This is a genomic window from Brevundimonas sp. UBA4553, assembly GCF_002387245.1.
In the GTDB taxonomy this organism is placed as follows: Bacteria; Pseudomonadota; Alphaproteobacteria; order Caulobacterales; family Caulobacteraceae; genus Brevundimonas.
In genome coordinates, this window is sequence record NZ_DGLD01000017.1 from 62574 (window position 1) to 85591 (window position 23018).

A 23018-nucleotide genomic window follows, 5' to 3' on the forward strand; every position below is an offset into this window, starting at 1 on the left:
CCCGCCGTCGTCCCCGGACGGCGCGGCGCGCCGATCCGGGATCGCCGGATTCCCCGCCGCTTGAAGCGCTCCCGGAGCGTCGCGCCTCGCGACCTCCGGGATGCCGCCGAGGACCTGTAATGCGCTACCTCCCCCTGACGCCCGACGACCGTGAGGCCATGCTGGCCGCCATCGGCGCCAAATCCATCGACGACCTCTTCGTCGACGTGCCGCAGGCCGCGCGCCGCGACGGCTTCGTCGACCTGCCCCGCGTGGCGGGCGAACTGGAGGTCGAACGCGCCCTCTCGGCCCTGGCGGGCAAGAACGCCACGGCGGGAACCGTGCCCTTCTTCTGCGGCGCCGGCGCTTACAAGCACCACGTCCCGGCCACGGTCGATCACGTGATCCAGCGGTCGGAATTCCTGACCAGCTACACCCCCTATCAGCCGGAAATCGCCCAGGGCACGCTGCAATACCTGTACGAGTTCCAGACCCAGGTCGCGAACCTGACCGGCATGGAAGTCGCCAACGCCTCCCTCTATGACGGCTCGACCGCCATGGCCGAGGGCGTGCTGATGGCCACCCGCGTGACCCGCCGCAACAAGGCCGTCATCTCGGGCGGCGTGCACCCGCACTACGTCAGGGCCACCGAGACCGTGGTTCACGCCGTCGGCGTCGAGACCCAGGCCCTGACCGCCGCCGTTGACGCCGAAGACGCCGTCATCGCCGCCATCGACAAGGACACGGCCTGCGTCGTCGTCCAGACCCCCAACGTCTTCGGCACCGCCACCGACGTCACCAAGATCGCCGAGGCCGCCCACGCCGCCGGCGCCCTGCTGATCGTCGTGGTCACCGAAGCCGTGTCGATGGGCCTGCTGAAGTCGCCCGGCGAAATGGGCGCCGACATCGTCGCGGCCGAAGGCCAGTCGATCGGCAACGCCCTGAACTTCGGCGGCCCCTACATCGGGCTGTTCGCCACCCGCGAGAAGCTGCTGCGCCAGACACCGGGCCGCTACTGCGGTGAGACGGTGGACGCCGACGGCCGTCGCGGCTTCGTCCTGACCCTGTCCACGCGCGAGCAGCACATCCGCCGCGACAAGGCCACATCGAACATCTGCACCAACTCGGGCCTGTGCTGCCTGGCCTTCACCATCCACATGAGCCTGCTGGGCGAGACGGGCCTGCGTCAGATGGCCCTGCTCAACCACGAGAAGGCGCTCGCCACCCGCGACGCCCTGGCCGCCATTCCCGGCGTCGAGGTCCTGACCCCGCGCTTCTTCAACGAGTTCGCGGTCAAGCTGCCCAAGAACGCCGCGGACGTGGTTCAGACCCTGGCCGACAACGGCGTCCTGGCCGGCGTCCCCTACAGCCGCCTGGCTCCGGAAGCGGGTCTCGACGACGTCCTGCTGGTCGCCGCCACCGAGACCACGCTGGACGCCGACATCAAGATCCTGGCGGCTTCGCTCGCCAAGGTCCTGGCCGCCTAAAGGGAGTTTGGAATCATGAGCACGATGAACACTGTCGGCCGTCCGACCACCCCGAACGCCCTGCCGGACAACGACTACAAGCACCCGACCCTGACGGGCGCGCGCGGCCTGCTGCAGGACGAGGCCCTGATCTTCGAGATCGACGGCTGGAACAAGACCGGCGTCGACCTGCCCAAGCCCGCCACCAACGGTTCGGATCTGGGCGACCTGGTCCGCAAGGACCCGATCGGCTTGCCCGGCCTGTCGGAGCCCGAGGCCATGCGCCACTATGTGCGCCTGAGCCAGAAGAACCACGCCATCGACCTGGCCATCTATCCACTGGGCTCGTGCACGATGAAGCACAACCCGCGCCTGAACGAGAAGATGGCGCGTCTGCCCGGCTTCTCGGACATTCACCCGCTGCAGCCGCAATCGACGGTTCAGGGCGCGCTGGAGCTGATGGACCAGCTGGCCCACTGGCTGACGACGCTGACGGGCATGCCTGCGGTGGCTCTGTCGCCCAAGGCCGGCGCGCATGGCGAGCTGTGCGGCCTGATGGCCATCCGCGCCGCCCACGAAGCCAAGGGCGAGCATGAGCAGCGCCGCAAGGTCCTGGTCCCGACCTCGGCCCACGGCACCAACCCGGCCACCGCCGCCTTCGTCGGCTATTCGGTCGTGGAAGTGGCCCAGACCGACGACGGTCGCGTGGACGTGGCCGATCTGGCGTCCAAGCTGGGTCCGGACGTGGCCGCCATCATGGTCACCAACCCGAACACCTGCGGCCTGTTCGAGCGCGACATCCTGGAGATCAGCCGCCTGACCCACGAAGCGGGCGCCTACTTCTATTGCGACGGCGCCAACTTCAACGCCATCGTCGGCCGGGTGCGCCCGGGCGACCTGGGCGTCGACGCCATGCACATCAACCTGCACAAGACTTTCTCGACGCCCCACGGCGGCGGCGGTCCTGGCGCCGGTCCGGTGGTCCTGTCGGAAGCCCTGGCCCCGTTCGCCCCCGCTCCGTGGGTCGTGAACACCGGCGACGGCTACAAGCTGGTCGAACGTGAAGAGGACGAGGCCGTCCAGGCTTTCGGCCGCCTGTGCGCCTTCCAGGGGCAGATGGGCATGTATGTGCGCGCCCTGTCCTACATGATGAGCCACGGCTCGGACGGCCTGCGTCAGGTGGCCGAGGACGCCGTTCTGAACGCCAACTACATCAAGGCCCGCCTGCAGGACCTGATGAGCCCAGCCTTCCCCGAGGGTCCGTGCATGCACGAGGCCCTGTTCGACGATGAATGGCTGAAGGGCACGGACATCACCACGCTCGACTTCGCCAAGGCGATGATCGACGAGGGCTTCCACCCGATGACCATGTATTTCCCCCTGGTCGTCCACGGGGCCATGCTGATCGAGCCGACCGAAACGGAATCCAAGCAGGAGCTGGATCGCTTCATCCACGCCATGCGTCTGCTGGCCGAGGCGGCGAAAGCCGGCGAGGTTGACCGCTTCAAGGGCGCCCCCTTCCATGCGCCCCTGCGGCGTCTGGACGAAACCCGCGCCGCGCGTTCGCCGCGTCTGCGCTGGTCGGCCCCGGAAGGCTCCAACATCGCCGCCGAATAGGGCTGCGACCCTGATCTGAAGTGAAGCGCCGTGTCTTTCGGGACACGGCGTTTTGCATTTCAGCCCCTCTTACGAAAGCTTCACCCCCACGCCACGGTTCGGCCTTGTCGCGCGTGTCTAGGATGAGTGTGACGATGTCGCCACGGTCGGCGTGAACTTCCGCAAGGAAGGAGCGAGCGGCACGAGCGGGCGTTGTCTTCCCGCCTCCTCCTCTCGCTGCTGTGACGCCCGTGACCCTCGCCCTGATCCCCTTCCGCGCCGACAGCCAGCCTCGCCAGAAGGCCGGTCTGCTGCGACGTGCGAAGCGCTGGGGCATGATGGCTCTGGGCTTTCTGATCATCGGCCTGGGCATCCTGATCGCCCCCCTGCCCGGCCCGGGCGGCGCGCCGGTCATCGCCTTGGGTCTGATCCTGCTGCTGCGCAACTCCTGGTGGGCCAAGCGCCAGTTCATCCGCGCCCAGTACGCGCGGCCGAAGTGGGTCTATCCCTTCCGCCGCCTAATGCGAAAGAACCCCGAGATCGCTCCTGTCTTCTGGCAACAGGCTCTGCGCGCCGAAAAGGTGGTGCTGCGCAAACGCCCTTCACGCCAGCTGATCCGGGTGCGTAAGCGCGTTCGCCGCGCCCTCCGCAAACTGTTCCACTAGAAAAAGCCTCATTTCACCGCACACGGTAACGTGAACGGCGGTGCGATCGCGTTTGCGCTGAACGGCGTATGCTTCCCCTTGCGTAGTCAAAAAGCAGATGGCGTTGGGAGGCGCTCTTCTCATGATGTCACGCGTAAAACAGGGAATCGCCGCCGGCTTCCTAGCGACCGTCGCGGTTTCCATTCTTGAGGCGGTGAACCTCTTGTTCGCCAAGGTCTTCGATCCCTTCCCCGAAGTCGTCGCCCGCATGTTCGGACTGGGCAGCAACCTCGCGGCGGGATGGGCCATCCACTTCGTCATCGGCTCGCTGATCATGGGACCGTTGTTCGCCGTGGTTTATAGCCGCCTGCCCACCAACACCCCCGAGACCAAGGGCATCCTGTTCGCCGTGGCGGCCTGGGTGGCGATGATGCTGATCATCACGATGATGGGCGATCCCCGCACCTTCACCGGCAGCGCGGGCTTCGGCACCTTCGGCTGGATGCTGATCACGCACATGATCTTCGGCGGCGTGATGGGCAACGTCTTCGCCCGCTTGCAGGCGCGTGAAAAACGCGCTGCGAGCTTCATCCACGGCGCGCCCGCCCACTAGGCCCAGCGCACCGCCAGAACGCAAAAGGCCCCGCCGTCGCCGGCGGGGCCTGATGTGTTTGTGGTTCGGACCGAAGCTAGTTCAGCTTGTCGCCGATCTGGCCGATGGCGGCGTCGATCAGCGGATCCGACTTGGCGGCGGCCAGACGGGCGGTCAGGATGTCCTGAGCGGCCTTGGCGGCCAGCTCCGCGGCGGCGGCCTTGACCTCGGTCGTGGCCTGGGCCTCGGCCTGGGCGATGCGACGCTCGGCCAGAGCCTGACGACGGGTCAGGGTCTCTTCCAGCTTGGCCTTGGCCTCGGCCTCGATGCGGCGGGCGTCGGCTTCGGCGGCGGCCAGCATGTCTGCGGCCTGGGCCTCGGCTTCGGCCTTCTCCTGCCGGATCTGGGCCAGCATAGCTTCAGCCTCGGCGCGCAGGCGAGCAGCCTCGTCCAGTTCCGATTGGATCTTGGCGGCCTTGTCGTCCAGGGCCTTGGCGACCATCTTCGGGACGCCGGCGGCGACGACGATGGCGACGAAGATCAGCAGGCCGACTAGGACCCACAGCTCAGCGCTGCCCAGGCTCCAGAAGCCCGGCTCCATGAACATGTTCATATCAGACGGCTCCCTTGACGGCGGCGGCGACTTCGGCGGCGGTCGGAGCCTTGCCCGTCAGGCGCTCGACCATGGCCTTGGCCGTGTCGGCGGCGACGGTCGAGACGTGGACCATGGCGGCGTCGCGGGTCTTGGCGATAGCGGCCTCGGCCTCGGCGATGCGCGTCGAAACGACGGCTTCTTCCTGGGCCTGACGCGCCTGGGCCTCCTCGGCCACGCGGGCCTTGGCGGCGACGGCGGTGGCGCGAGCCTCGGCGCGGGCCTTCTCGACCTCGGCCTTGGCGGCCTCGGCCTGGCCTGCGGCCTCGGCCTGAACCGAGCGGGCGGTGGCGACGGCCGACGAAATGGTCTCGGCCCGTTCGTCAAGCACGCGACGCAGACGCGGCGCGAAGACCTTGGCGATCAGGATGTAGAGAATGACGAACAGGAACAGCAGGTAGACGATCTGCCCGCCCCAGTGGGCGAAGTCGAACTGCGGCAGGCCGCCCGATTCGTGATGGGCTTCCGGAACCGCCGTCTCGGTGTGCAGATCCGCCTCAACCGAAGACGGGATCGCAGCAATAGGGGTAGGTGTCGTGGCCATAACCGTGCTGTCGAAAATCAGAATGAAGGCGGCGCCGTGGACCCCAGGCCCAGCGGCGCCGACTCGAAAAGGCGTTCGGGTGAACCGATCAGCCGAAGATCATCAGGACGCCCAGCACGAAGGCCAGGATGCCCAGGGCTTCCGCCAGAGCGGCGCCGACGAACAGGTTGCCGACTTGGCCGGCAGCGGCCGACGGGTTGCGCAGGGCGCCCGACAGGAATTGACCGAAGATGTTGCCCACGCCGACGGCCGAGCCGATCATGCCGAGGGTAGCCAGACCGGCGCCGATGTACTTCGCGGCTTCAGCGTCCATGATGTGTATCCTAGAGTTGGGGTTTAGAGGTTGGGGTTTAGAAGACTGGTCCTGCCCTTAGTGGGCGTGGTCCAGGTTGACCACATCATTGAGATAGATGCAGGCCAGAACGGCGAAAACGAAAGCCTGAAGGAAGGCCACAAGGAATTCCAGAGCCGTCAGCGCGACCACCATGCCCAGCGACAGGGCGGCGACCGGGAAGGCCAGCAGGTTGAGACCGCCGCCCATGGCGAGCGCGCCCAGCGAGACGACGAAACCGGCGAAGATCTTCAGCGCCACGTGACCGCCCAGCATGTTGCCGAACAGACGAAGGGCCAGGGTGACGGGACGCAGCAGGAAGGAGACGAACTCGATCAGGCCGACGACGGGGCGCAGCGCCAGAGGCGCGCCCATGGGCCAGAACAGCTTGAAGAAGCCCAGACCGTTCTTCGCGAAGCCGACGACGACCACCAGGCCGAAGGTCAGGACCGCGAAGGTCACCGTCACGGCCAGTTGCGACGTGGCGGTGAAGGTCATGAACATGCCGAGGATGTTCATGATCAGGATCAGGGTGAACAGGGTGAAGATGAAGGGGAAATACTTGCGCCCTTCGTGGCCGATGATCGAATCGGTCAGGTTGTCGATCATGCCGAACAGGCTTTCGCCCGCCGCCTGAAGACGACCCGGCACGACCTTGGCGCCCGAAGTGACGAGGGCCAGGAAGCCGACGACCATGACAAAGCCGAGCGTCATGGCGATGTGCGAATTGGTGATGGCGAGATCAACCACGCCGACGCCGGGCAGCGTGACGTCAGGAAGGTCCACGACCTTCTGAATCTGGAACTGGTGAATCGGATCGGCCATGGGGCCTTTCGCTCCTTAGTCTTTCTCGCCGGCTTCCTCGAAGGGGATGGCCTCAGCCTGTATCCCCGCCGCCTTAGCCTGCGCCATCAGCCGATTGGCCGTCCGGCGCGCCATCCACAACGACAAGGCGAAGCCCAACAGGACCCCGCCGATCAAACCCCAAGGCGCCGTGCCGAACAAACGGTCGACGCCGAATCCAATAGCAATCCCTACGATCACGCCGCCGAGAAGCTCGGCGATGATCTTGTAGGCCTGGCTCGTCACGGCGTGCGCCGAGATTTCCGCCGACCGGGCGTTGGCCGTCCGCGTCTCGAGTTCGGATGCGCTCTTGGTGAGGCGTGCGATCGCCTCTTCGCGCGATTCCTTCGTAGGAGACATGGTTGCTTCGCCCAGCGCCCGGCGAGAACGCCGAGAAGGTCTGAATTCGGCGCGGAACCTATAGGCCGGGGGGCGGAAGGTCAAGACGCGGAAACCGGCCGCCAAGACCCTGAAAATCCAGCATTTATCGCAACTTCGGGCTTGACCGTGGCGATGCGTCGCTGGCGGCGGGGCGACTCTCAGTCCTCGCTGACGAAATCCTGGGCGAACTCGGGCGATCCCTCGTCCAGACCGGTCAGCAGGTCCTCACCTTCGCTATCGCCGCTGCGGGTCGGATCGGGCACCTCGAACCCAACCGGGATCGACAGGTCCAGCAGGCCGGCGGCCTTCATCTCCTGCACGCCCGGCAGATCATACAGGCTGGCCAGGCTGAAATGCTCCAGGAATCGATCGGTCGTGGCGTAGGTGACGGGGCGGCCCGGTGTCCGGCGACGTCCGCGCAGCCGCACGAAATCCATCTCCAGCAACAGATCCAGCGTCCCCTTGGACAGGGAGACGCCGCGCACGCTCTCGATCTCGGCCCGGGTGCAGGGCTGGTGGTAGGCGATGATGGCCAGGGTCTCGAGCGCGGCCTTGGACAGGCGGCGCGGCTCCTCGCGCTCCTCGGTCATCAGGAAGCCGAGGTCGGCGGCGGTGCGGAACCGCCAGCGATCGGCCACGCATTCCAGCTCGACGCCCCTGCCCTGATAGCGCTGGCGCAAGGAAGCGATGGCCCGGCCCGCATCGGCGCCTTCCGGCAGACGGCGCGCGATCTCGGCCGCCGAGAGGGGCGCGGAGGCGGCGAACAGCAGGGCCTCGACCCGGCGTTCGATCTCGGTTTCGTCGGGTTTGAAGCTGAGGTCAGACATGAATACTCCCGCTCATCCCCGCGGAGGCGGGGACCCAGGTTTGAGCGGCGCGGCTGCGGCCAACCGACCTGCGCGTCAGAAACTGCAAATGATCTCGGCGCTGGCCAAAGTACTGGGTCCCCGCCTCCGCAGGGATGAGCGGCCACAAAGCACTCACGGCGTCAGTTCCAGCGGTTGGCCGAGGCCCCGGCGTTTGAGGAAGAGGTCGGCGAAGGCCTCGGCCTGGCGCACGTCCATGGCCCCCTCCTTCACCAGCTCCAGGCTGGCCGACAGGGTGGAGGCTGTATAGCTGGCCTGGCTCGGCCCCTCCCCGTCTTCGTCCTCACGCGCGGGCGCCACCTGCTCCAGCGGCGTCCAGTCGGCCAGACGCGGCATCATGGAGCGCAGCCAGTCGCGCGCGGCCTCCAGCTGGAAGGCCTCGACCCGCTGGCCGGGGGCATAGTTGCGACGTTCCTCGCGGCGGCGCTGGGCGACATAGGCCGCCATCAGTTCATAGAGACTGGCGTCCACGCGGTCGGAGGGAATGATGACGGTGGCTTCGGGGTCGCCACGGGTGAAGACGTCACGCTTCAGCTGCGGGCGGCTGGTGATAGCCTCGACCGAGCGGCGCATGGCCTCCAGCTTTTGCAGGCGAAACGCGAGGGCGGCCGCCATTTCCTCGGCCGGAGGCTCCTCGGCCTTGCCCTTTTCGGTACGGGGCAGCAGCAGGCGCGACTTCAGATAGGCCAGCCATGACGCCATCACCAGATAGTCGGCCGCCATGGCGAAGTTGCGCCGCCGCGCCTCATGAACGAAGGCCAGATACTGCTCCGCCAGCTTGGTGATCGACAGCTTCAGCAGGTCCACCTTCTGCGTGCGCGCCAGCGCCAGCAGGACGTGCAGCGGTCCTTCATAGCCTTCCAGATCGACGACGAAGGCCTCGGCGGCGTCAGCGTCATCAACGGCGGCGAAGTCCAGATTGGGCTGGAACGCCTGATCCATCATGTCAGGCTTGCGCCTCGCCGACATCGGGGCCCTTGGCGACCTCGAAGCGTCCGCTCAGGGCCGCTTCCAGCCGCGCGCGGGCCTCGGCCGCATCCAGCGGTTCGGGCGCGCGGACGATGCGGTTCAGCGCCGCCTCGGCGCGGCGCCTGGCCTCGCCCTTCAGCTTGCCAGTCCCCTCGGCCACCTGGCGCATTTCGCCAAGGTCGCCATTGCAGTGCAAGACCACATCGCAGCCGGCCTTCAGCGACTGTTCGGCGCGCTCGGTCAAGGTTCCGGAAAGGGCCTTCATCGACAGGTCGTCGGACATGATCAGGCCGGAGAAGCCCAGATGCTCGCGCATCAGGCGGATGCCCTTCTTCGACGTCGTGGCCGGGCGCCGGGCGTCGACGGCGGTGAAGACGACGTGTGCCGTCATCGCCATCGGCATGTCCGACAGGGCCTTGAACGGGGCGAAGTCCCAGGCGTCCAGCGTCGCCAGATCGGTCTCGACCACAGGCAGGTCGTGGTGGCTGTCCGAAAAGGCGCGGCCGTGGCCGGGGATGTGCTTGATGATGGGCAGGACGCCGCCGGCCAGCAGGCCCTCAGCCGCCGCCCGACCCAACTGGGTCACGGTGGCAGGATCCTGGGCATAGGCGCGGTCGCCGATGATGTCGTGGGCGCCCGGCACCGGCACGTCCAGCACCGGCACGCAGTCGACGGTGATGCCCAGCTCGCGCAGGTCATGGGCGATCAGACGCGCCCCCAGACGCACCAGTTCGCGCGCCGCCATCGGGTCGTTGACGGCCTTCAGATAGGCCGAGCCCGGCGGATACTTCGGCCAGTGCGGCGGGCCAAGGCGCTGCACCCGGCCGCCCTCCTGATCTATCAGGACGGGGGCGTCGGCGCGGCCCACGCTGCCGCGCAGGTCATCAACCAGAGCTTTTACCTGGGCGGGGCTGTCCACGTTGCGGCGGAACAGGATGAAGCCCCAGGGCTTGGTCTCGGCGAAGAAGGCGCGCTCCTCCGCCGTCAGCTTATGGCCGGAACAGCCGTAGATGGCGGCGGAGGTCATTCGCTCAGGTCCTAGCGGACGATGCAGTCGCGGCCGGCGGCCTTCAGCGCATTGCAGAAGGCGACGGCGCGCTCGCGGCTCATGCCGGTGAAGGTGGTGCGATAGACGGTCGAGCCGTTGGCGGCGGTGACTTCCTGCACGCGCTTTTCGGCGCCCGAAGCGTATTGGCCGAAGCGGGCAGCGACAGCGGCGTATTCACGGTCGGCGATGGCGGTCGACGAGAAGGCGCCGATCTGCACGCCGGAAGAACCACCGGCGGCGGCCGGAACAGCCGGAGCGGCCGGAGCGGGCGCAACCGGCGCCTTGGCGGCGGGCGTCGGGGTCACGGGCGCGGGCCGAGCCGGCGCGGGGACCGTCGCGGCGGGGGCGGCGGGCGGCAGGGCGCCCGTAGCGACCGGAGCGGCCGGCAGAGGCTGAGGCGCGGGGCGCGGAGCGACGGCTTCCGGGCCAGGGGTGAAGGTGGGGACGGCGTCGGTCGCCTCGCCGCCGTCGCGATAGACGCGCACGCCCGCTTCCGGGTCGATCGGTTGGGCGTCCAACGGCGCCTCGACCTTCATGCTTTCGACCGGCGTGCCGACAGCAGGCGGAGCGTCGGTCGAGGAGCGCACGCCTGATCGGTAGAAGACCACCACGGCCACGATCAGCAGCAGCAGCACGATCGCGCTGATGATCAGGGTGATCGGCGGCGACTTGGCGGCCGGCGCGCGGCGCGGATCATAGCTGCGACGCTCGAACGGCAGGTCGTCGTCGGTGGGCGGCGTATAGGCTCCCCGCTCGCGGCCGGCGTTGGGGTTGCCTCGGTGATCGTCGTCGTAGGACATGGGTCGCGCTTTCTGGATCGGCCCCGCGCGAATCGGCGCCGGGAAGTATCAGTCTAGCCCGCCCGTGGCCGCTTTCGAATCACAGATCAAGCGCCAGGTCGAGACTGAACAGCTTGCCGTGCACCTCGATGGCGTAGCGGTCGGTCATGCCGGCGATATAGTCGCACACCGCCCGCGCCCGCTTGACCGGGTCCTCCGACAGGGCCGGGGCCGACCATTCGGGCGGCATGACCTCGGGCTCTTCCATGAACAGGTGGAACAGCTGCGACAGGACGCGACGAGCCTGGCTGCGGGTGCGGTTGACCCGGTAATGGCGATACATCCGCTCGAACAGGAAGCGGCGCAGCACGCCCAGATCGGCCATCATGGCGCCTGAGAACTGCACCATCATCTGCGGGGCCAGACGGACGTCCTCGACCGTGACGATGCGGTGCTGGGCCAGCCGACGCTCGGTCTCGGCCAGGACGTCGTCGACCATGATCCCGATCATGCGGCGCACCGCCTCCAGACGCACCATGCGGTCGTCCAGCATCGGCCAGTCGCGACGGACCTCGGCCAGGCAGGGGCCGATCAGCGGGACGTCAGCGAGGTCGGCCAGGGTGAACAGGCCGGCCTGCACCCCGTCGTCCACGTCGTGGTTATTATAGGCGATGTCGTCGGCGATGGCCGCGCACTGGGCCTCCAGCGAGGCGAAGGTGTCGAGGCGCAGATCCCAGTTCGCCGCCCCGCCCGGCGTATAGGCCGCCACCGCTTTCCAGGCCGGATCATCCAGGTGATGCGTCACAGGCCCGTTGTGCTTGATCACGCCCTCGACCGTCTCCCAGCTCAGATTGAGGCCGGCGAATTTCGGATAGCGGACCTCCAGCTCGGTGATGACCCGGAAGCTCTGGACGTTGTGATCAAAGCCGCCGTAGTCGGCCATCTGGGCCTGCAACTCGTCCTCTCCGGCGTGGGCGAAGGGCGGGTGGCCTAGGTCGTGGGCCAGGGCGATGGTCTCGGCCAGATCGTCGTCCAGCCGCAGGGCGTGGGCCAGGGAACGGGCGATCTGGGCCACTTCCAGACTGTGGGTCAGGCGGGTGCGGTAGTGGTCGCCTTCGTGCGCCACGAAGACCTGGGTCTTCTCCTTCAGACGGCGGAAGGCGGTGGCGTGAATGATGCGGTCGCGGTCGCGGGCGAAGGGGGTCCGGGTGCGGCTGGCGGGCTCGAAGACGTGGCGGCCGCGGCTGGCGGCGGGGTCTTCGGCGAAGGACGCGCGGGTCTGGCTCAAGGCGGACAGCACTTCTATTGCAGCACAGGCCTTTGCGAACGCCTGTCAGCTCCTCATATAGAGAGCCGTGAGCACCGTCCAATCCACAGAATCAGCCCGCGACCTGTCGCTTTCGGTTTCCCCCCGCGCCCCGGAAGGCATCCTTCTGGCCGAGAGCGCGGCGAAACGTCTGGCCAAACTCGCCGAGGTCGAGGGCAGGCCGATCATGCTGCGCGTCGCCGTCGACGGCGGCGGCTGCTCGGGCTTCCAGTATCGGCTGGAACTGGTTGAGGCGGCCGAGGCCGATGATCTGGTCGTCCGTCGCGATGGTCAGGCGGCGGTGATCGACCCCGTCTCCATCCCCTTCCTCAAGGGCTCCGAGATCGCCTTCGTCGACGAGCTGGCGGGCGCGCAGTTCGTGGTGCGCAACCCGAACGCCTCGTCCAGCTGCGGCTGCGGCGTCAGCTTCGCCATCTAGGGCCACGCTTGGCGCGAGGGCGACAGGCGCCCATGTGAGTCTCATGCGCCGTCTGTTTCTCATGACCATGCTTCTGGCTGCCCTGCCCTTGGCGGCCAAGGCCCAGACCTGGCCCGGCTGGCCAGGACCGCCGCCGCCCGGCTACGATCGCGGTTCGGCCATCGCCGACCAGCACCGCATCGAGATGGACCGTCTGCGCAACCAGGCGGCGGAGCGCGACGCCCTGGCCCAGCAACAGCGACTTCAGACGCAGTTGACGATCCAACGGCTTCAGGCTGCGCGCCAACCGACGCCGCCGCCGCCCCCGCCCACCGCCTACGTCCCGCCTACGCTGGAACAGGAGCGGCAGGCCCGCGAGGCTCAGGCCGGCCGGGGTGACGAAATGATCCGCGGCGTCACCGAGATCGACGCCTGGCTGGACCGCCGCCCGAACTGACGACCGCCGAATTTGCATCTCTTCCCCGCGCCCCGCGTTTGGGCCTAGCTTGGGCCGGGATTTCAGGGCGGAGACGACATCATGCGTTGGCAGGGCGGACGGCGCGGCGGCGGAATCGAGGACCGGCGCGGCATGGGCGGCGGCGCCGTGGCGGGCGGCGGCATCGGCGTTCTCGTGCTGGCGGCCATCGGCTATTTTGTCTTCGGCATCGACCCGAACACCACCCAGCAGGTCGCCAGCCAGTTCGGCGGCGTCAGCCAGTCCGAACAGGCCGGCAAGATGGGCTCGCCCGAGGATCAGGCGGGGCAGTTCGTCGAGGTCATCGGCTCCAACATCAACGACGTGTGGAAGACCAAGCTGCGCGGGTACACTCCGCCGACGACGGTCCTCTACGAGCAAGGCACCCAGACCGGCTGCGGCTTCGGGCAGTCGGCCATGGGGCCCTTCTACTGCCCCGCTGACCAGAAGGTCTATCTCGACCTCGGCTTCTGGCGTGAGATGGAGACCAAGCTGGGGGCCTCGGGCGCCGACTTCGCCAAGGCCTATGTCATCGCCCACGAGTTCGGCCACCACGTCCAGAACCTGACGGGGGCCAGCGACCAGGTGCAGCGCGCCCAGCAGTCGGCTCGGTCGCAGGCCGAGGGCAACAGATACTCCGTCGCGCTGGAGCTTCAGGCCGACTGCTACGCCGGTGTGTGGGCCCGGAACGCCGCCGCCGTCTCGGGCGGTCAGGTGGCGCTGGAGCCCGGCGATCTGGAAGAAGGCATGAAGACCGCCCAGGCCATCGGCGACGACACCCTGCAACGTCGCGGCGGCGGCCGCGTGTCGCCCGAAAGCTTCACCCACGGCTCCTCGGCGCAACGCGTCGAATGGCTGCAACGCGGCTATCAGACCGGCGACCCGGCCGCCTGCGACACCTTCAAGGGGCTGTAGGGCGTCTAGCCTATGGTCAGGTCCAACTGAGGCGAGAGGTGCAGGCGTCCTCGCCCCAGGTCGAGCACCACGTCACGGTCCTCGAAGGCGGCCATGCCGAGAAGCGCCGCCGGATAGTTGGGCAGCGGCGCGTCGGCGTAGACATTGGTCGCCACCCCGCGCCACAGGTCGTCGCCGAACGTCACTGTGCGCGCTCGCACCACCCGCGCGGGCGCCACGCCGCCGAGAACAATGCTTGAGCTTGCCCGTTGCGGCCGCCCGTCCAGCAGACCCGCCGCCAGGGCCGAGCTCTCGCTGAGGGCCAGCAGGGCCGAAGCCCCCGTGTCGATCACCGCATGGATAACCGCCCCCTCGACGGTGATTTCGCCGGTCAGCGCAGCGCCCGCACGCCGGACCTCGACCGGGCGAACCGCCGGCGACAGCTGATGAACGGCCGGGTCAACCAGCCGCGTCCGTCGCCGCTTCATCTCCATTTCCAGCACCGCCTCGCCCAGCACGTCCTGCCCCAGCACCAGTGGCGCTGACAGGCCCGCCGCTTCGGCTATGGGACCCAGGTCGAGAATGGCGGCGCGCAGCCCCGTGACCGCCATCGCCCCGACCGCCAGATCCAGGGTCACCCCGCGGCCGACCTGCGGCTGACCGCCGACGCCATAGGCCACCATCGGCATGTCGAAGAAGGTCGTCAGGCCCAGATCCGCGACCAGCGCCCGGTCAATGACCGAATACTGAGCGCCGCTGTCGATCAGCGCCGTGACGGTTCGCCCGGCGATGCGCGTCCGCACCGTCGGCGTCGCGGCGTTGGCCACGACGAACGGCAACCAGCCGCTGTTCCCGCCATCGGGAAAGCTCAAGCGCGGCCGTCGCCAGATCACATGATCCTTGAGCCAAAGACCGCCGCCGACAGCAGCGGCGGCGGCAGCGGCGCGGATCAAGAAGGAACGGCGTCTCATCCCGCCTGACATGGACCGGACGACCGCCAGGCGCCAGCCCCGTAATCGACGCACGGCCCAGACGGCGATCTTGTTGCGCGAAATCGCGCAAATCCCTTCGCAAGCGCAAAATAATCATGACGAAGCGGAGCACGGCGGCTAGAAACGACCCGTCATGAGCACCTCCCCCGACCGCTACCTTTCGACGCGCGGCGACGCCGCCCCGACCAGCTTCGCCGACGCCCTGCTGCGCGGCATCGCCCCCGACGGCGGCCTCTATATGCCGCAGGCCTGGCCGCCCCTGCCCGCCGACGCCGCGCGTCCGGGTCGGACCTATGCCGACATGGCCAGGGAGGCGATTTCGCCCTTCATCGGCGACGCCCTGCCCGTCGGCGCGCTCGACCGGGCCTTGGACCGCCTGACCAAGGGCTTCGACCACCCGGCGGTGACGCCTCTGGTCGAGCTGGAGCCCGGCCTGTTCGTGCTGGAGCTGTTCCACGGCCCGACCGCCGCCTTCAAGGATCTGGCGATGCAGCTGGTCGCCGCCCTGTCGGATGAGGCCCTCGCTGCGACGGGCCAGAAGCTGACCCTGCTGACCGCCACCAGCGGCGACACCGGCGCCGCCGCCGTGCGCGCCTTCGCCGGGGCTGAGCGCATCAACCTGGTCGTCCTGCACCCGCTGGACCGCGTCTCCCCGGTGCAGCGCAAGCAGATGACGACGGTGCAGGCCGACAACGTCCTGAACCTGGCCGTACGCGGCGACTTCGACGACTGCCAGCGTCTGGTGAAGGGCCTGCTGGCCGAAGAAGGCCTGCGTGAAGGCCGTCGCCTGTCGTCGGTCAACTCGATCAACTGGGGCCGATTGGCGGGCCAGATTCCCTACTATATCTCGGCCACGGCCCAGCTGGGTCAGGCGGCGACCTTCGTCGTCCCGACCGGCAATTTCGGCGACGCCTTCGCCGGCATCGCAGCGAAGAAAATGGGCTTGCCGGTCAAGGGCTTCGTCGCCGCCGTCAACCAGAACGACGCCCTGGCCCGCGCCATTAACGAGGGTGTCTATGCCCGCCGACCCGCCGTGGAAAGCGGCAGCGTGTCGATGGACGTCCAGGCGCCGTCGAACTTCGAACGGCTGGTCTATGAGGCCTCGGGCCGCGACGCCGACGCCACCCGCGCCCTGTTCGAGACCTTCGCCCGCGACGGGTCCGTCACCCTGTCTCCCGTCCTGCTGGCCGCGCTGAAGGCGGAGGCCTCCGCCGTCTCCGTCGACGAGGCGACGACCAAGGCCGAAATCGCCCATGCCCACGCCGCCTGGGGTCGCGTCGTCTGCCCGCATACCGCCGTCGCCCTGGCCGCCGCGCGTCAGCTGGACCGCACCAACGGCCCGGTCGTCGCCCTGTCGACCGCCCACCCGTCCAAGTTTGGCGCCTTTGTCTCGGACGTGCTGGGTTTCGAGCCGGAAGCCGCCCCCGTCATCCGCGCCCTGGGCGATCAGCCCGAGCGCCTGACCATCATCGACAACACGGCGGAAGCCGCGCTGGCGGCGGTGAAGGGCTTTACGGCCTAGTCCACCCGACGGGGAATGCGCGGACGGCCTGCCTCGCATTCCAGCGCCGCGCGATCCCATCCGCCCAGATCGGCGGCGGCGGCGTAGGTCGCCTCCAAGAATGCGCTCAGCACCGCGTCGGGATCGTCCGCCGCCCTGACCGCCTCATAGGGCAGCAGGAACTCGCCCAACCCCGCATCCCAGCGCGCGGGCGGCGCCACCGCCGCCGCCTCGAACCCCGGCGGCGCGGGATAGGCGTAGGCGTAGAAGGTAGGCTCGCGCCCTGGATCGCCGGGCCAGAAGCCTGCGCTGGACACCTCGTGCGAATAGGCCTCGCGCGTCACCGCATCGGGCAGGTTGGGCACGCCGCCGGGGTGCAGCGGCGCTGTCCGCCCCGAGAACCGCGTCACCGCCAGGTCGAACGCGCCCCAGAACAGATGAACCGGGCTGCACTTGCCGAGGAACCGGGTACGGAAGGCGTTGAATACACGATCGACCTGGACCAGCGCCCGCCAGTAGTCGCGCGCGGCCTCGGGCTCATAGGTCCGAAATCGCTCGTCCAGCGGAAAGGGCGTCGCCTCGGCCATTTCGTCGGGCGTCAGGTCGATATGGCAGGCCACGCCCAGCGCCGTCAGAGCGTCCATGACCTCGGCATAGAAGTCCGCCACCGTCCCGGACTTCAACACGATCCGACGTTCGCCGCCGTCGCTTACGCGAATGACCAAGGCCCCGGCGACAAGGTCGAACTCCAGGGAAAATCCTACCTTGGCGTGGGGAATGAGGCCGGTGGCCAGCCCGCGCGCCGACACTTGCAGCGATACGTGCCATCCGTGGTTCAACCAGGGCGTCTGCGACAACCTTATCTTGCCGACGATCTGCGCCCACAGTTGCAGGGTCTCCATCGTCGGCCACAATGAGGCTGCTGAAAGCGCGGGCCACATCGGCCTGTCGTCTCGCGATGTCATCCCGACGCTCCCTGACTTGTGTCCGCCGCGTCCTAGTTCGAGGGGACGGTGGGCGGGTTGACGTTCGGCGTCTGACCGGCGGGCGTCGGCGCAGGCTCGCCCCGAGGACCGGTCGGGGCGTCCGAGGCAGGCGGCGAGGCGTCGCCTTCGAAGGTGCGGGCGTCCGCCGCCTGCTCGCCCGTCGTGGGGTTCTGACGGTCGAAGGCGCCGTTGCTGAGGGCCCAGAGCGCCAGCAGAAGCACGGCCGCCCCCGCCGTCGAAAGAAGCAGAATGGTGAGGATACGACCGCCGGGCCTTCCTCCGCGCACATGACGGGCGGCGACGGGGCGGCCGGCGTGAACGGCGGCGGCGGCCTTCTCGTGGCGATGCGTTTCTTCAGGGGTCATAGCGGCCTCTCGTTGCAGGGGTCCGCAAACCAACGCCACCCAAGCCTCGCTGTTCCCCGTCGGCTTCGCCGCCTGGAAACGCCCCGCGCCTCAGGGTCGGCGGCGAACCTCCCAGTCCAGCGTCCACCGTCCCGCCCCGGCCGGTTTCAGTTCCGACGCCGCCGCCGGCGTCTGGCGATCGAAGCCGTCCAGCAGCAAGGACGTCCCGCTGACCGCCGCCACGGTGGCGTTGGTCTGCCAGAACGGGCCCGACATGCCGCGCATGGTGAAGCGGATGTGGACGGTGTCATTGACCTTGGGCATGGCGCGGCTCTTCACTGTGACGGCTCTCGGCCATCATGCGCGGTCTTGTGCACGCAGCGGCGACGTCTGTCGCCGGCGTTCAGTTGGTCGGTCGGGTCAAAGCGTCTCAAGGAACGCCGCCAGCGCGGCGCGATCCTCGGCGTCGAGGTCCAGGCGATGCAGCAAGGGATCTGTCGTCGGAAACAGGGGGTCGGTTTCCTGACCCGCACGGGGACGGGGCCGCGCGCCGCCTGCCGTGTAGAAGTTCACCGTCGCTTCGAGAGAGGGGAACAGACCGTTGTGCATGTAGGGGCCGGTCTGCCCCACGCCGCGAAGACTGGGCGTGCGGAACTGCCCTGCGTCCTCGGCCGCCCCGGTGACCTCGTAGCGCCCCAGATCCTGAAGCTCGCGACCGTAGAAGTGCAGGCCGAGATTATGGAAGGCCATGTCCGTCAACAGCGGGCCGCTGTGGCAGTTGGCGCACCCCCCGCGCGTTCGGAACAGATGAAGCCCCTTCAACTGCTGATCGTTCAGGGCGCGACTGTCGCCCTTCAGAAAGCGTTCGAAGCGCCCGCCCCGTGGTCGCAGCGACCGCTGGAAGGTCGCCAGCGCCATGGAAATCCGGCGCACCGTCACCTGATCGTCGCCGAAGGCCGACGTGAAATCCGCTGCATAGGTCGGGTCGCCCGCCACCCGTTGCTCGACCTCCGCCAGGTCGCCCGCCGCCATCTCGCGCGGGTCGATCAACGGATGCAGCGCCTGGTCTTCCAGGTCGGGGCTGCGCCCGTCCCAGAACAGCGGCTTGACCCAGGCCACAGTGAACAGGGACTGGGCGTTGCGGCGTCCGCGCTGGCGGTCGTGGCCGAACGAGGTCCGGACCGCATCGCCAAACCCCAACTCCCGCGCATGACATGACGCGCACGCGATCTGGCCTGACTTCGACAGCCTGGGATCATCAAACAGGCGCTGCCCCAGGGCGACCTTGGCCTCGCTGAAGGGGTTGTCCGGCGGATGCTCCACCGGCGGCAAGGGGCCGAATTCGGTGAACACGGCCCCTTCGTGCAGCGTCGGGCGCGGCCAGGTTTCGGGCGGCCCGGCGTAGGCGGCGCGAAGCTCCGACGCCGTCTCCGGCGCCTGAACCCCCGACACCGCCGTCCCGGCGGCCAGATAGACCGCCAGAACCGCGACGCCGACCGCCGCTACGTCCTTGAGGAAGGCCGCCTGCATCGGCGCTAGTAGCGATACTTGAGGCTGACCCAGGCGTTCCGACCCAACTGATAGGGCTGGGAACTGGTCGTGTAGCCCTGATCCAGAACCGTGTTGAACAGGTTGTTGACCCGCAGGTCGAGCGAAGCGGCGCCATAGCTGGTCTTAGCCAACTCAAATGTGGCCGACAGGTTCACATCGACCGAGGAGTCGAATGCGATCTTGTCGAAGACATCATAGCGCACGCCGTCGATCGTGATGTTGACGCCCGTATCGTCGACGCGCTCGAAGCTGTCGCGCCAGCGGGCGTTGACGTTGGTGCGCAGACGCCCGTCGAACCAGCGCGCCGCCCAGTCAGCGTTGATGATGAAGGGGTTGGCGTAGTCCTCCAGCTGATTGTCCGCCAGGGCCTCGAGCTTCGGCACGACCTTGCCCTGGTAGTAGACCTGCGCGCCCTCGAACTCGGTCTCATCCGCCAGGTCGAAATAGCTGATGTTGGTGGCGTCGGTGTGCGACAGGTTGGTGCTGAACGACAGGGTGTGGTTGCGACCGAAATCGCGCACGTATTCCAGTGACAGGCCCTCGTAGCTGCGCTCGCCGTCGTTGGTGATGGTGCGCGTCGAGCGTCGGCCGGTCGTGCCGGTCTCGGTGTCGTAGAAGCTGGTTTCAGCCACAGAGCTGGCGAACTGGTCGCGGCTTTCGCGAATGATCCCCTTGATCCGGTATTCGCCGCCCAACCACGCCACCGGTCCGTTCACGGCGATCATGAACTCGTCCGAGTAGGGCGTGTCCAGACCGATGTTGGACCACCGCGCGGTGTCCGAATGGCTGGTCAGGACCCAGTTGTCGGACCACAGCGTCCGGCCGTTCACGACCGTAGGCGTGCGGGTGTAGCCTCGCGTCACGCCCGCGCCTTCGCGCAGGGCGTAGCCGAGGAAGCTGCGGCCGTAGTAGCGGTTGGCGCCGACCGTCATGTTGATCCCGGCCCACGGCAGGTCACGCGACACCGACAGGCGCGGCGCGACATTGTGGTTGCCCAGGAAGCTCTCATAGTCGTAGCGGGCGCCGGCCCGGATCATGAAACCCGACCAGTCGAAATTATACTCGGCCCACAGGCCGACGCTGTCGATCGAGGCGCTGGCGTCGAAGGCCGCATACCCGTTCCGGCGCGCCGCTGCATAGACGCCCGGAATGCAGCTCAGTCCCTCGTGATTGGCGCAGGCCGTGTTCGGGTTGGCCACGCCGCCGAGGTAGGAATAGACCGTCTCGGGACGCTGTTTCTCGCCTTCGATATGGGCGTACTCGAAGCCGGCGCGCAGTTGTCCGACGCCCAGTTGCTGTTCCCACTTGCCCTTCAGGCCCGTGTCGGTCTGTTGCTGCGTCAACGGGCCGACGCTGCCCAGAACACAGCTCGATCCCAGCGAACAATCGCCGAACCCGATGGCGCTCGTCGGAATCTGAATGGTGCCCGCCGGGCCGTCGCGGTCGTTGTCAGACCAAGCGTGGGTCAGGTCGAGCGTCCAGTTCGCCAGACCGCGACGCCCCTCCAGCCCCAGCTTCGCCGTCAGCCCGCCGCCGTGGGATTCCAGCAGGTTGTCCCGGCTGTTGATCGGGTGGAACTCGCTTTCATAGGGGCTGTAGTTGATCTGACCGGTCAACAGCAGATCCGAGGCCAGATCGTATTCTCCCTTCAGCAGAAAGTTGTCGCTGACGCTGCGCTGGCTGAGATTGCCCAGGGAGACATAGTTGGTCGATGGGTAGTTGGTGACCCGCGACTCGGATCGATTGTAGGCCGCCAGCATCCGCAACCGCTCGGACACCGGCAGATCGACGCTGACGCCGTAACGCCGCTTGTCGTAGTCTGGCTCGGTCGGCATGACGCTCAGGGAATCACGCACACGGTCCGAAACCCGGAAGCTGGCCATCTCGGTGCTGGTCAGACCGTAGTAGGCCTCGCCGCCATACTCCCGCCCCGGCGCCCGCGTCGCGATCTCGACCACGCCCCCTGTGAACTGACCGTACTCGGCCGAAATGTTTGAATCGCGCACGGTCACCTCGCCGATCAGGCTGGCGTCCATCCAGACCGTCTGGGCCGAGCCGTTGGCCACATCGTCGAAAGCCGCAAAGTTGCTGCCGCTGACGTCCAGACGCGAGTTGACCCCGACACCATCCAGCACGAACAGGTTCTCGTTCACCGATCCCCCCGAAATCGAGATGTTCTCCGGTCGCAGGTCCTGAAGCTCCGCCCGCGTGGCCCGGCCCTGGGTCGAGGTGAACTGCACGGTGGGCAGGGCCTTCAGAATCTCGTTCACGTCGCCGGATCCCGGCGCCCGCGCCTCGATGGAATCACGGTTGAACGTGCTGGTTCCGGAATCCTGGGCGTCGCCCATGCGATAGTTGCGCGGCGCCTGGCCCTGACCTTCGACCACGACCGTCGGCACGCCGTCGGCCGCCGTCGGTGACGAGGACGCGGACCGAGTTTGCGCGGCGGCGGCGCTCGCCATCGTCAGGACGGCGGCGGCGCCGACAGAGGTCAGCAACAGGATACGCATGGGTGGGGAGCCCCTTCATTGAACAGGGGGCGCGGCCTAAACCCTTGCCATACAAATTGCAACTGACTCGCAGTTGCGATTAACGAGCGCCGTCGTTAGAAGGCGCGGGTGCATAGTTTCGGCGCCGCTTCTTCTCCCGTTCTGACCCGATCACGCCTTCTGGTCGGCCTGGGCGTGTTCGCCCTTCATGCGCTGACGCTCGCGGGACTGTCCCTGAACCTCCGGCCGGCGCCCGACATGGTCGGGGGCGCCCCCGTGATCCAGTTGACCCTGGCGCCGCGCGCAAGTTTCGACGGGGTCAATGCGCCGCGCACCTCGGCCGCCAGCCCTCCTGCCCAGTCGCCGCCTGAAGAAACGCCAGACGCGACGCCGCCCAGCGCCTCGGACGTCACGCCGCTCCTGCCTAGACGCCTGTCGCCTACGCTCGCCAACGCCGAAACCTTCGCTGTGCAGGATCGACCCGCTCAGCCGTCCAGTCAGCAAGGAACGAAGACCACACGCGGTGCGCCAACCATCGGCCTGGCGAGCCGGCCGTCGGAAGCCGGCCTGACCCAGGGCGGCGGCGCCCCTGTCGTCGGCGCAGCGGCCGCGACCACGGCGGACGCCTACGAAGCCGTTGTCCTGGCGTGGATCGAGCGCCACAAGCGTCATCCGGGCGGCGCGGCCGGGATCGTGACGGTGCGCTTCACCCTGGATCGTCGCGGCGCGGTCAGGGCCAGCGAGGTGGTGACCAGCAGCGGCGCTCGCAGCGTGGACTACGCCGCCCTGTCCCAGCTTCGCGACGCGTCCCCGTTTCCCCGCCCCGCGCCGAACACCACCTGGCGCAGTCGTGACTTCACCGTCCGCATCGATTTCCGGGCGCTTCAACTGGTCAGTTAGGTCGGCGTCGATGCGACACCCGCCGCCTGGCCGACGCTTGTGTTCATGTTCGTGTTCGTAAACGCCCAGGGCCTCAAGGCGAGAACAGGCGCGAAACGAATCATGACCGAATCACCGACACGGCCCGATTCAGGATTTGTTCCCTACAAGATATTGTATCTTAACGTGGATTAATCGCTAGGATTTTCTTGCCGGGCGCCCGTCCGGCCAGCTCTGTCTTTCCCTCGCCGCCGCGACCCGCTAGGGACGGAGCGCGACGGCCCCGTAGCTCAGCCGCATAGAGCAAGGCTTTCCTAAAGCCGAGGTCGCAGGTTGGAGTCCTGCCGGGGTCGCCATCTTCCTGTTTTCCATTCAGAAACATGGAGATGGCCGCGACGCACGCTCAAGAGCATCCGGGGCGGGGTCCACCGCCCGGCGGCGCAGCAGCCGATTCCCGCTGGGCGATCGGCTTTGCGACAGCCCCTGCTTGACC

At 67.9% G+C, this 23018-nt stretch carries 25 protein-coding genes and 1 tRNA gene; 10 read left to right on the forward strand and 16 right to left on the reverse strand.

The window, feature by feature from the left end; genetic code table 11:
- Positions 1-119: 119 nt before the first annotated feature.
- The 4 genes from gcvPA (at position 120) to B4A39_RS11495 (ending at position 4298) form a co-directional block, all read left to right on the forward strand.
- Complete coding sequence (gene gcvPA / locus B4A39_RS11480) at positions 120-1466, forward strand: aminomethyl-transferring glycine dehydrogenase subunit GcvPA (protein ID WP_292036643.1); 1347 nt, start codon at positions 120-122, stop codon at positions 1464-1466.
- 15 nt (positions 1467-1481) lie between these two features.
- The gene (gcvPB, locus tag B4A39_RS11485) at positions 1482-3062 is read left to right on the forward strand and encodes an aminomethyl-transferring glycine dehydrogenase subunit GcvPB (protein ID WP_292036644.1); all 1581 of its coding nucleotides are present in this window, start codon (positions 1482-1484) and stop codon (positions 3060-3062) included.
- A 230-nt stretch (positions 3063-3292) separates the two neighbouring features.
- Entirely contained in the window at positions 3293-3706 is a 414-nt protein-coding gene (locus tag B4A39_RS11490) for a PGPGW domain-containing protein (RefSeq protein ID WP_292036645.1), read from the forward strand.
- A gap of 121 nt (positions 3707-3827) precedes the next feature.
- On the forward strand, positions 3828-4298 hold the full coding sequence (locus B4A39_RS11495; protein WP_292036646.1) for a DUF6789 family protein: 471 nt from the start codon (positions 3828-3830) through the stop codon (positions 4296-4298).
- 76 nt (positions 4299-4374) lie between these two features.
- On the opposite strand, the gene B4A39_RS11500 is transcribed toward B4A39_RS11495, so the two are convergent.
- The 10 genes from B4A39_RS11500 to B4A39_RS11545 all read right to left on the reverse strand — a co-directional run bounded on the left by B4A39_RS11500 (position 4375) and on the right by B4A39_RS11545 (position 11978).
- Positions 4375-4890, reverse strand: a complete 516-nt coding sequence (locus tag B4A39_RS11500; protein WP_292036647.1) for a F0F1 ATP synthase subunit B — start codon at positions 4888-4890, stop codon at positions 4375-4377.
- A gap of 1 nt (position 4891) precedes the next feature.
- A complete protein-coding gene (locus B4A39_RS11505) occupies positions 4892-5473 on the reverse strand; it encodes a hypothetical protein (RefSeq protein WP_292036648.1) in 582 nt (193 codons plus the stop codon).
- A gap of 88 nt (positions 5474-5561) precedes the next feature.
- A complete protein-coding gene (locus B4A39_RS11510; RefSeq protein WP_207822907.1) occupies positions 5562-5786 on the reverse strand; it encodes a F0F1 ATP synthase subunit C in 225 nt (74 codons plus the stop codon).
- Between the two features lie 57 nt (positions 5787-5843).
- Complete coding sequence (locus tag B4A39_RS11515; protein WP_292036649.1) at positions 5844-6629, reverse strand: F0F1 ATP synthase subunit A; 786 nt, start codon at positions 6627-6629, stop codon at positions 5844-5846.
- Positions 6630-6644: 15 nt separating this feature from the next.
- Positions 6645-7112: an AtpZ/AtpI family protein gene (locus B4A39_RS11520; protein ID WP_292036650.1), complete on the reverse strand. Its 468-nt coding sequence runs from the start codon at positions 7110-7112 to the stop codon at positions 6645-6647.
- A 74-nt stretch (positions 7113-7186) separates the two neighbouring features.
- A complete protein-coding gene (gene scpB, locus B4A39_RS11525) occupies positions 7187-7855 on the reverse strand; it encodes an SMC-Scp complex subunit ScpB (protein ID WP_292036651.1) in 669 nt (222 codons plus the stop codon).
- Positions 7856-8008: 153 nt separating this feature from the next.
- Entirely contained in the window at positions 8009-8836 is an 828-nt protein-coding gene (locus tag B4A39_RS11530; protein WP_292036700.1) for a segregation and condensation protein A, read from the reverse strand.
- Between the two features lie 4 nt (positions 8837-8840).
- Positions 8841-9890: a beta-N-acetylhexosaminidase gene (gene nagZ / locus B4A39_RS11535; protein WP_292036652.1), complete on the reverse strand. Its 1050-nt coding sequence runs from the start codon at positions 9888-9890 to the stop codon at positions 8841-8843.
- An 11-nt stretch (positions 9891-9901) separates the two neighbouring features.
- Complete coding sequence (locus tag B4A39_RS11540; protein WP_292036653.1) at positions 9902-10711, reverse strand: SPOR domain-containing protein; 810 nt, start codon at positions 10709-10711, stop codon at positions 9902-9904.
- A gap of 79 nt (positions 10712-10790) precedes the next feature.
- Positions 10791-11978 (reverse strand): deoxyguanosinetriphosphate triphosphohydrolase, encoded by a 1188-nt coding sequence (locus tag B4A39_RS11545; protein WP_292036654.1) that lies wholly within the window; start codon positions 11976-11978, stop codon positions 10791-10793.
- A gap of 103 nt (positions 11979-12081) precedes the next feature.
- On the opposite strand from B4A39_RS11545, the gene erpA reads away from it, so the two are divergent.
- The 3 genes from erpA to ypfJ all read left to right on the forward strand — a co-directional run bounded on the left by erpA (position 12082) and on the right by ypfJ (position 13804).
- Entirely contained in the window at positions 12082-12435 is a 354-nt protein-coding gene (gene erpA / locus B4A39_RS11550) for an iron-sulfur cluster insertion protein ErpA (protein ID WP_292036701.1), read from the forward strand.
- A gap of 43 nt (positions 12436-12478) precedes the next feature.
- A complete protein-coding gene (locus B4A39_RS11555; protein ID WP_292036655.1) occupies positions 12479-12871 on the forward strand; it encodes a hypothetical protein in 393 nt (130 codons plus the stop codon).
- An 81-nt stretch (positions 12872-12952) separates the two neighbouring features.
- A complete protein-coding gene (gene ypfJ / locus B4A39_RS11560) occupies positions 12953-13804 on the forward strand; it encodes a KPN_02809 family neutral zinc metallopeptidase (RefSeq protein ID WP_292036656.1) in 852 nt (283 codons plus the stop codon).
- 5 nt (positions 13805-13809) lie between these two features.
- Here the strand turns inward: ypfJ and B4A39_RS11565 are convergent, their stop codons facing one another.
- Entirely contained in the window at positions 13810-14736 is a 927-nt protein-coding gene (locus B4A39_RS11565) for a pepsin/retropepsin-like aspartic protease family protein (RefSeq protein WP_292036657.1), read from the reverse strand.
- A gap of 172 nt (positions 14737-14908) precedes the next feature.
- Between B4A39_RS11565 and thrC the strand changes: the two genes are divergently transcribed.
- The gene (gene thrC / locus B4A39_RS11570) at positions 14909-16297 is read left to right on the forward strand and encodes a threonine synthase (RefSeq protein WP_292036658.1); all 1389 of its coding nucleotides are present in this window, start codon (positions 14909-14911) and stop codon (positions 16295-16297) included.
- Here thrC and B4A39_RS11575 read toward each other — a convergent pair.
- The 5 genes from B4A39_RS11575 to B4A39_RS11595 form a co-directional block, all read right to left on the reverse strand.
- The gene (locus B4A39_RS11575; RefSeq protein WP_349679247.1) at positions 16294-17241 is read right to left on the reverse strand and encodes a DUF5996 family protein; all 948 of its coding nucleotides are present in this window, start codon (positions 17239-17241) and stop codon (positions 16294-16296) included. The two genes, thrC and B4A39_RS11575, sit on opposite strands and share 4 nt — an antisense overlap.
- Positions 17242-17273: 32 nt before the next feature.
- Positions 17274-17627, reverse strand: a complete 354-nt coding sequence (locus B4A39_RS11580) for a hypothetical protein (protein ID WP_292036659.1) — start codon at positions 17625-17627, stop codon at positions 17274-17276.
- A gap of 90 nt (positions 17628-17717) precedes the next feature.
- On the reverse strand, positions 17718-17930 hold the full coding sequence (locus B4A39_RS11585) for a hypothetical protein (protein ID WP_292036660.1): 213 nt from the start codon (positions 17928-17930) through the stop codon (positions 17718-17720).
- Between the two features lie 96 nt (positions 17931-18026).
- The gene (locus B4A39_RS11590) at positions 18027-19136 is read right to left on the reverse strand and encodes a cytochrome-c peroxidase (protein ID WP_292036661.1); all 1110 of its coding nucleotides are present in this window, start codon (positions 19134-19136) and stop codon (positions 18027-18029) included.
- A gap of 5 nt (positions 19137-19141) precedes the next feature.
- The gene (locus B4A39_RS11595; protein ID WP_292036662.1) at positions 19142-21667 is read right to left on the reverse strand and encodes a TonB-dependent receptor plug domain-containing protein; all 2526 of its coding nucleotides are present in this window, start codon (positions 21665-21667) and stop codon (positions 19142-19144) included.
- Positions 21668-21775: 108 nt separating this feature from the next.
- Between B4A39_RS11595 and B4A39_RS11600 the strand changes: the two genes are divergently transcribed.
- Both B4A39_RS11600 and B4A39_RS11605 read left to right on the forward strand, forming a co-directional pair.
- Positions 21776-22546, forward strand: coding sequence for an energy transducer TonB family protein (locus B4A39_RS11600; RefSeq protein WP_292036663.1), 771 nt, complete (start codon positions 21776-21778; stop codon positions 22544-22546).
- A 258-nt stretch (positions 22547-22804) separates the two neighbouring features.
- Positions 22805-22881: transfer RNA gene (locus tag B4A39_RS11605), tRNA-Arg, on the forward strand.
- The last annotated feature ends 137 nt before the right edge of the window (positions 22882-23018 follow it).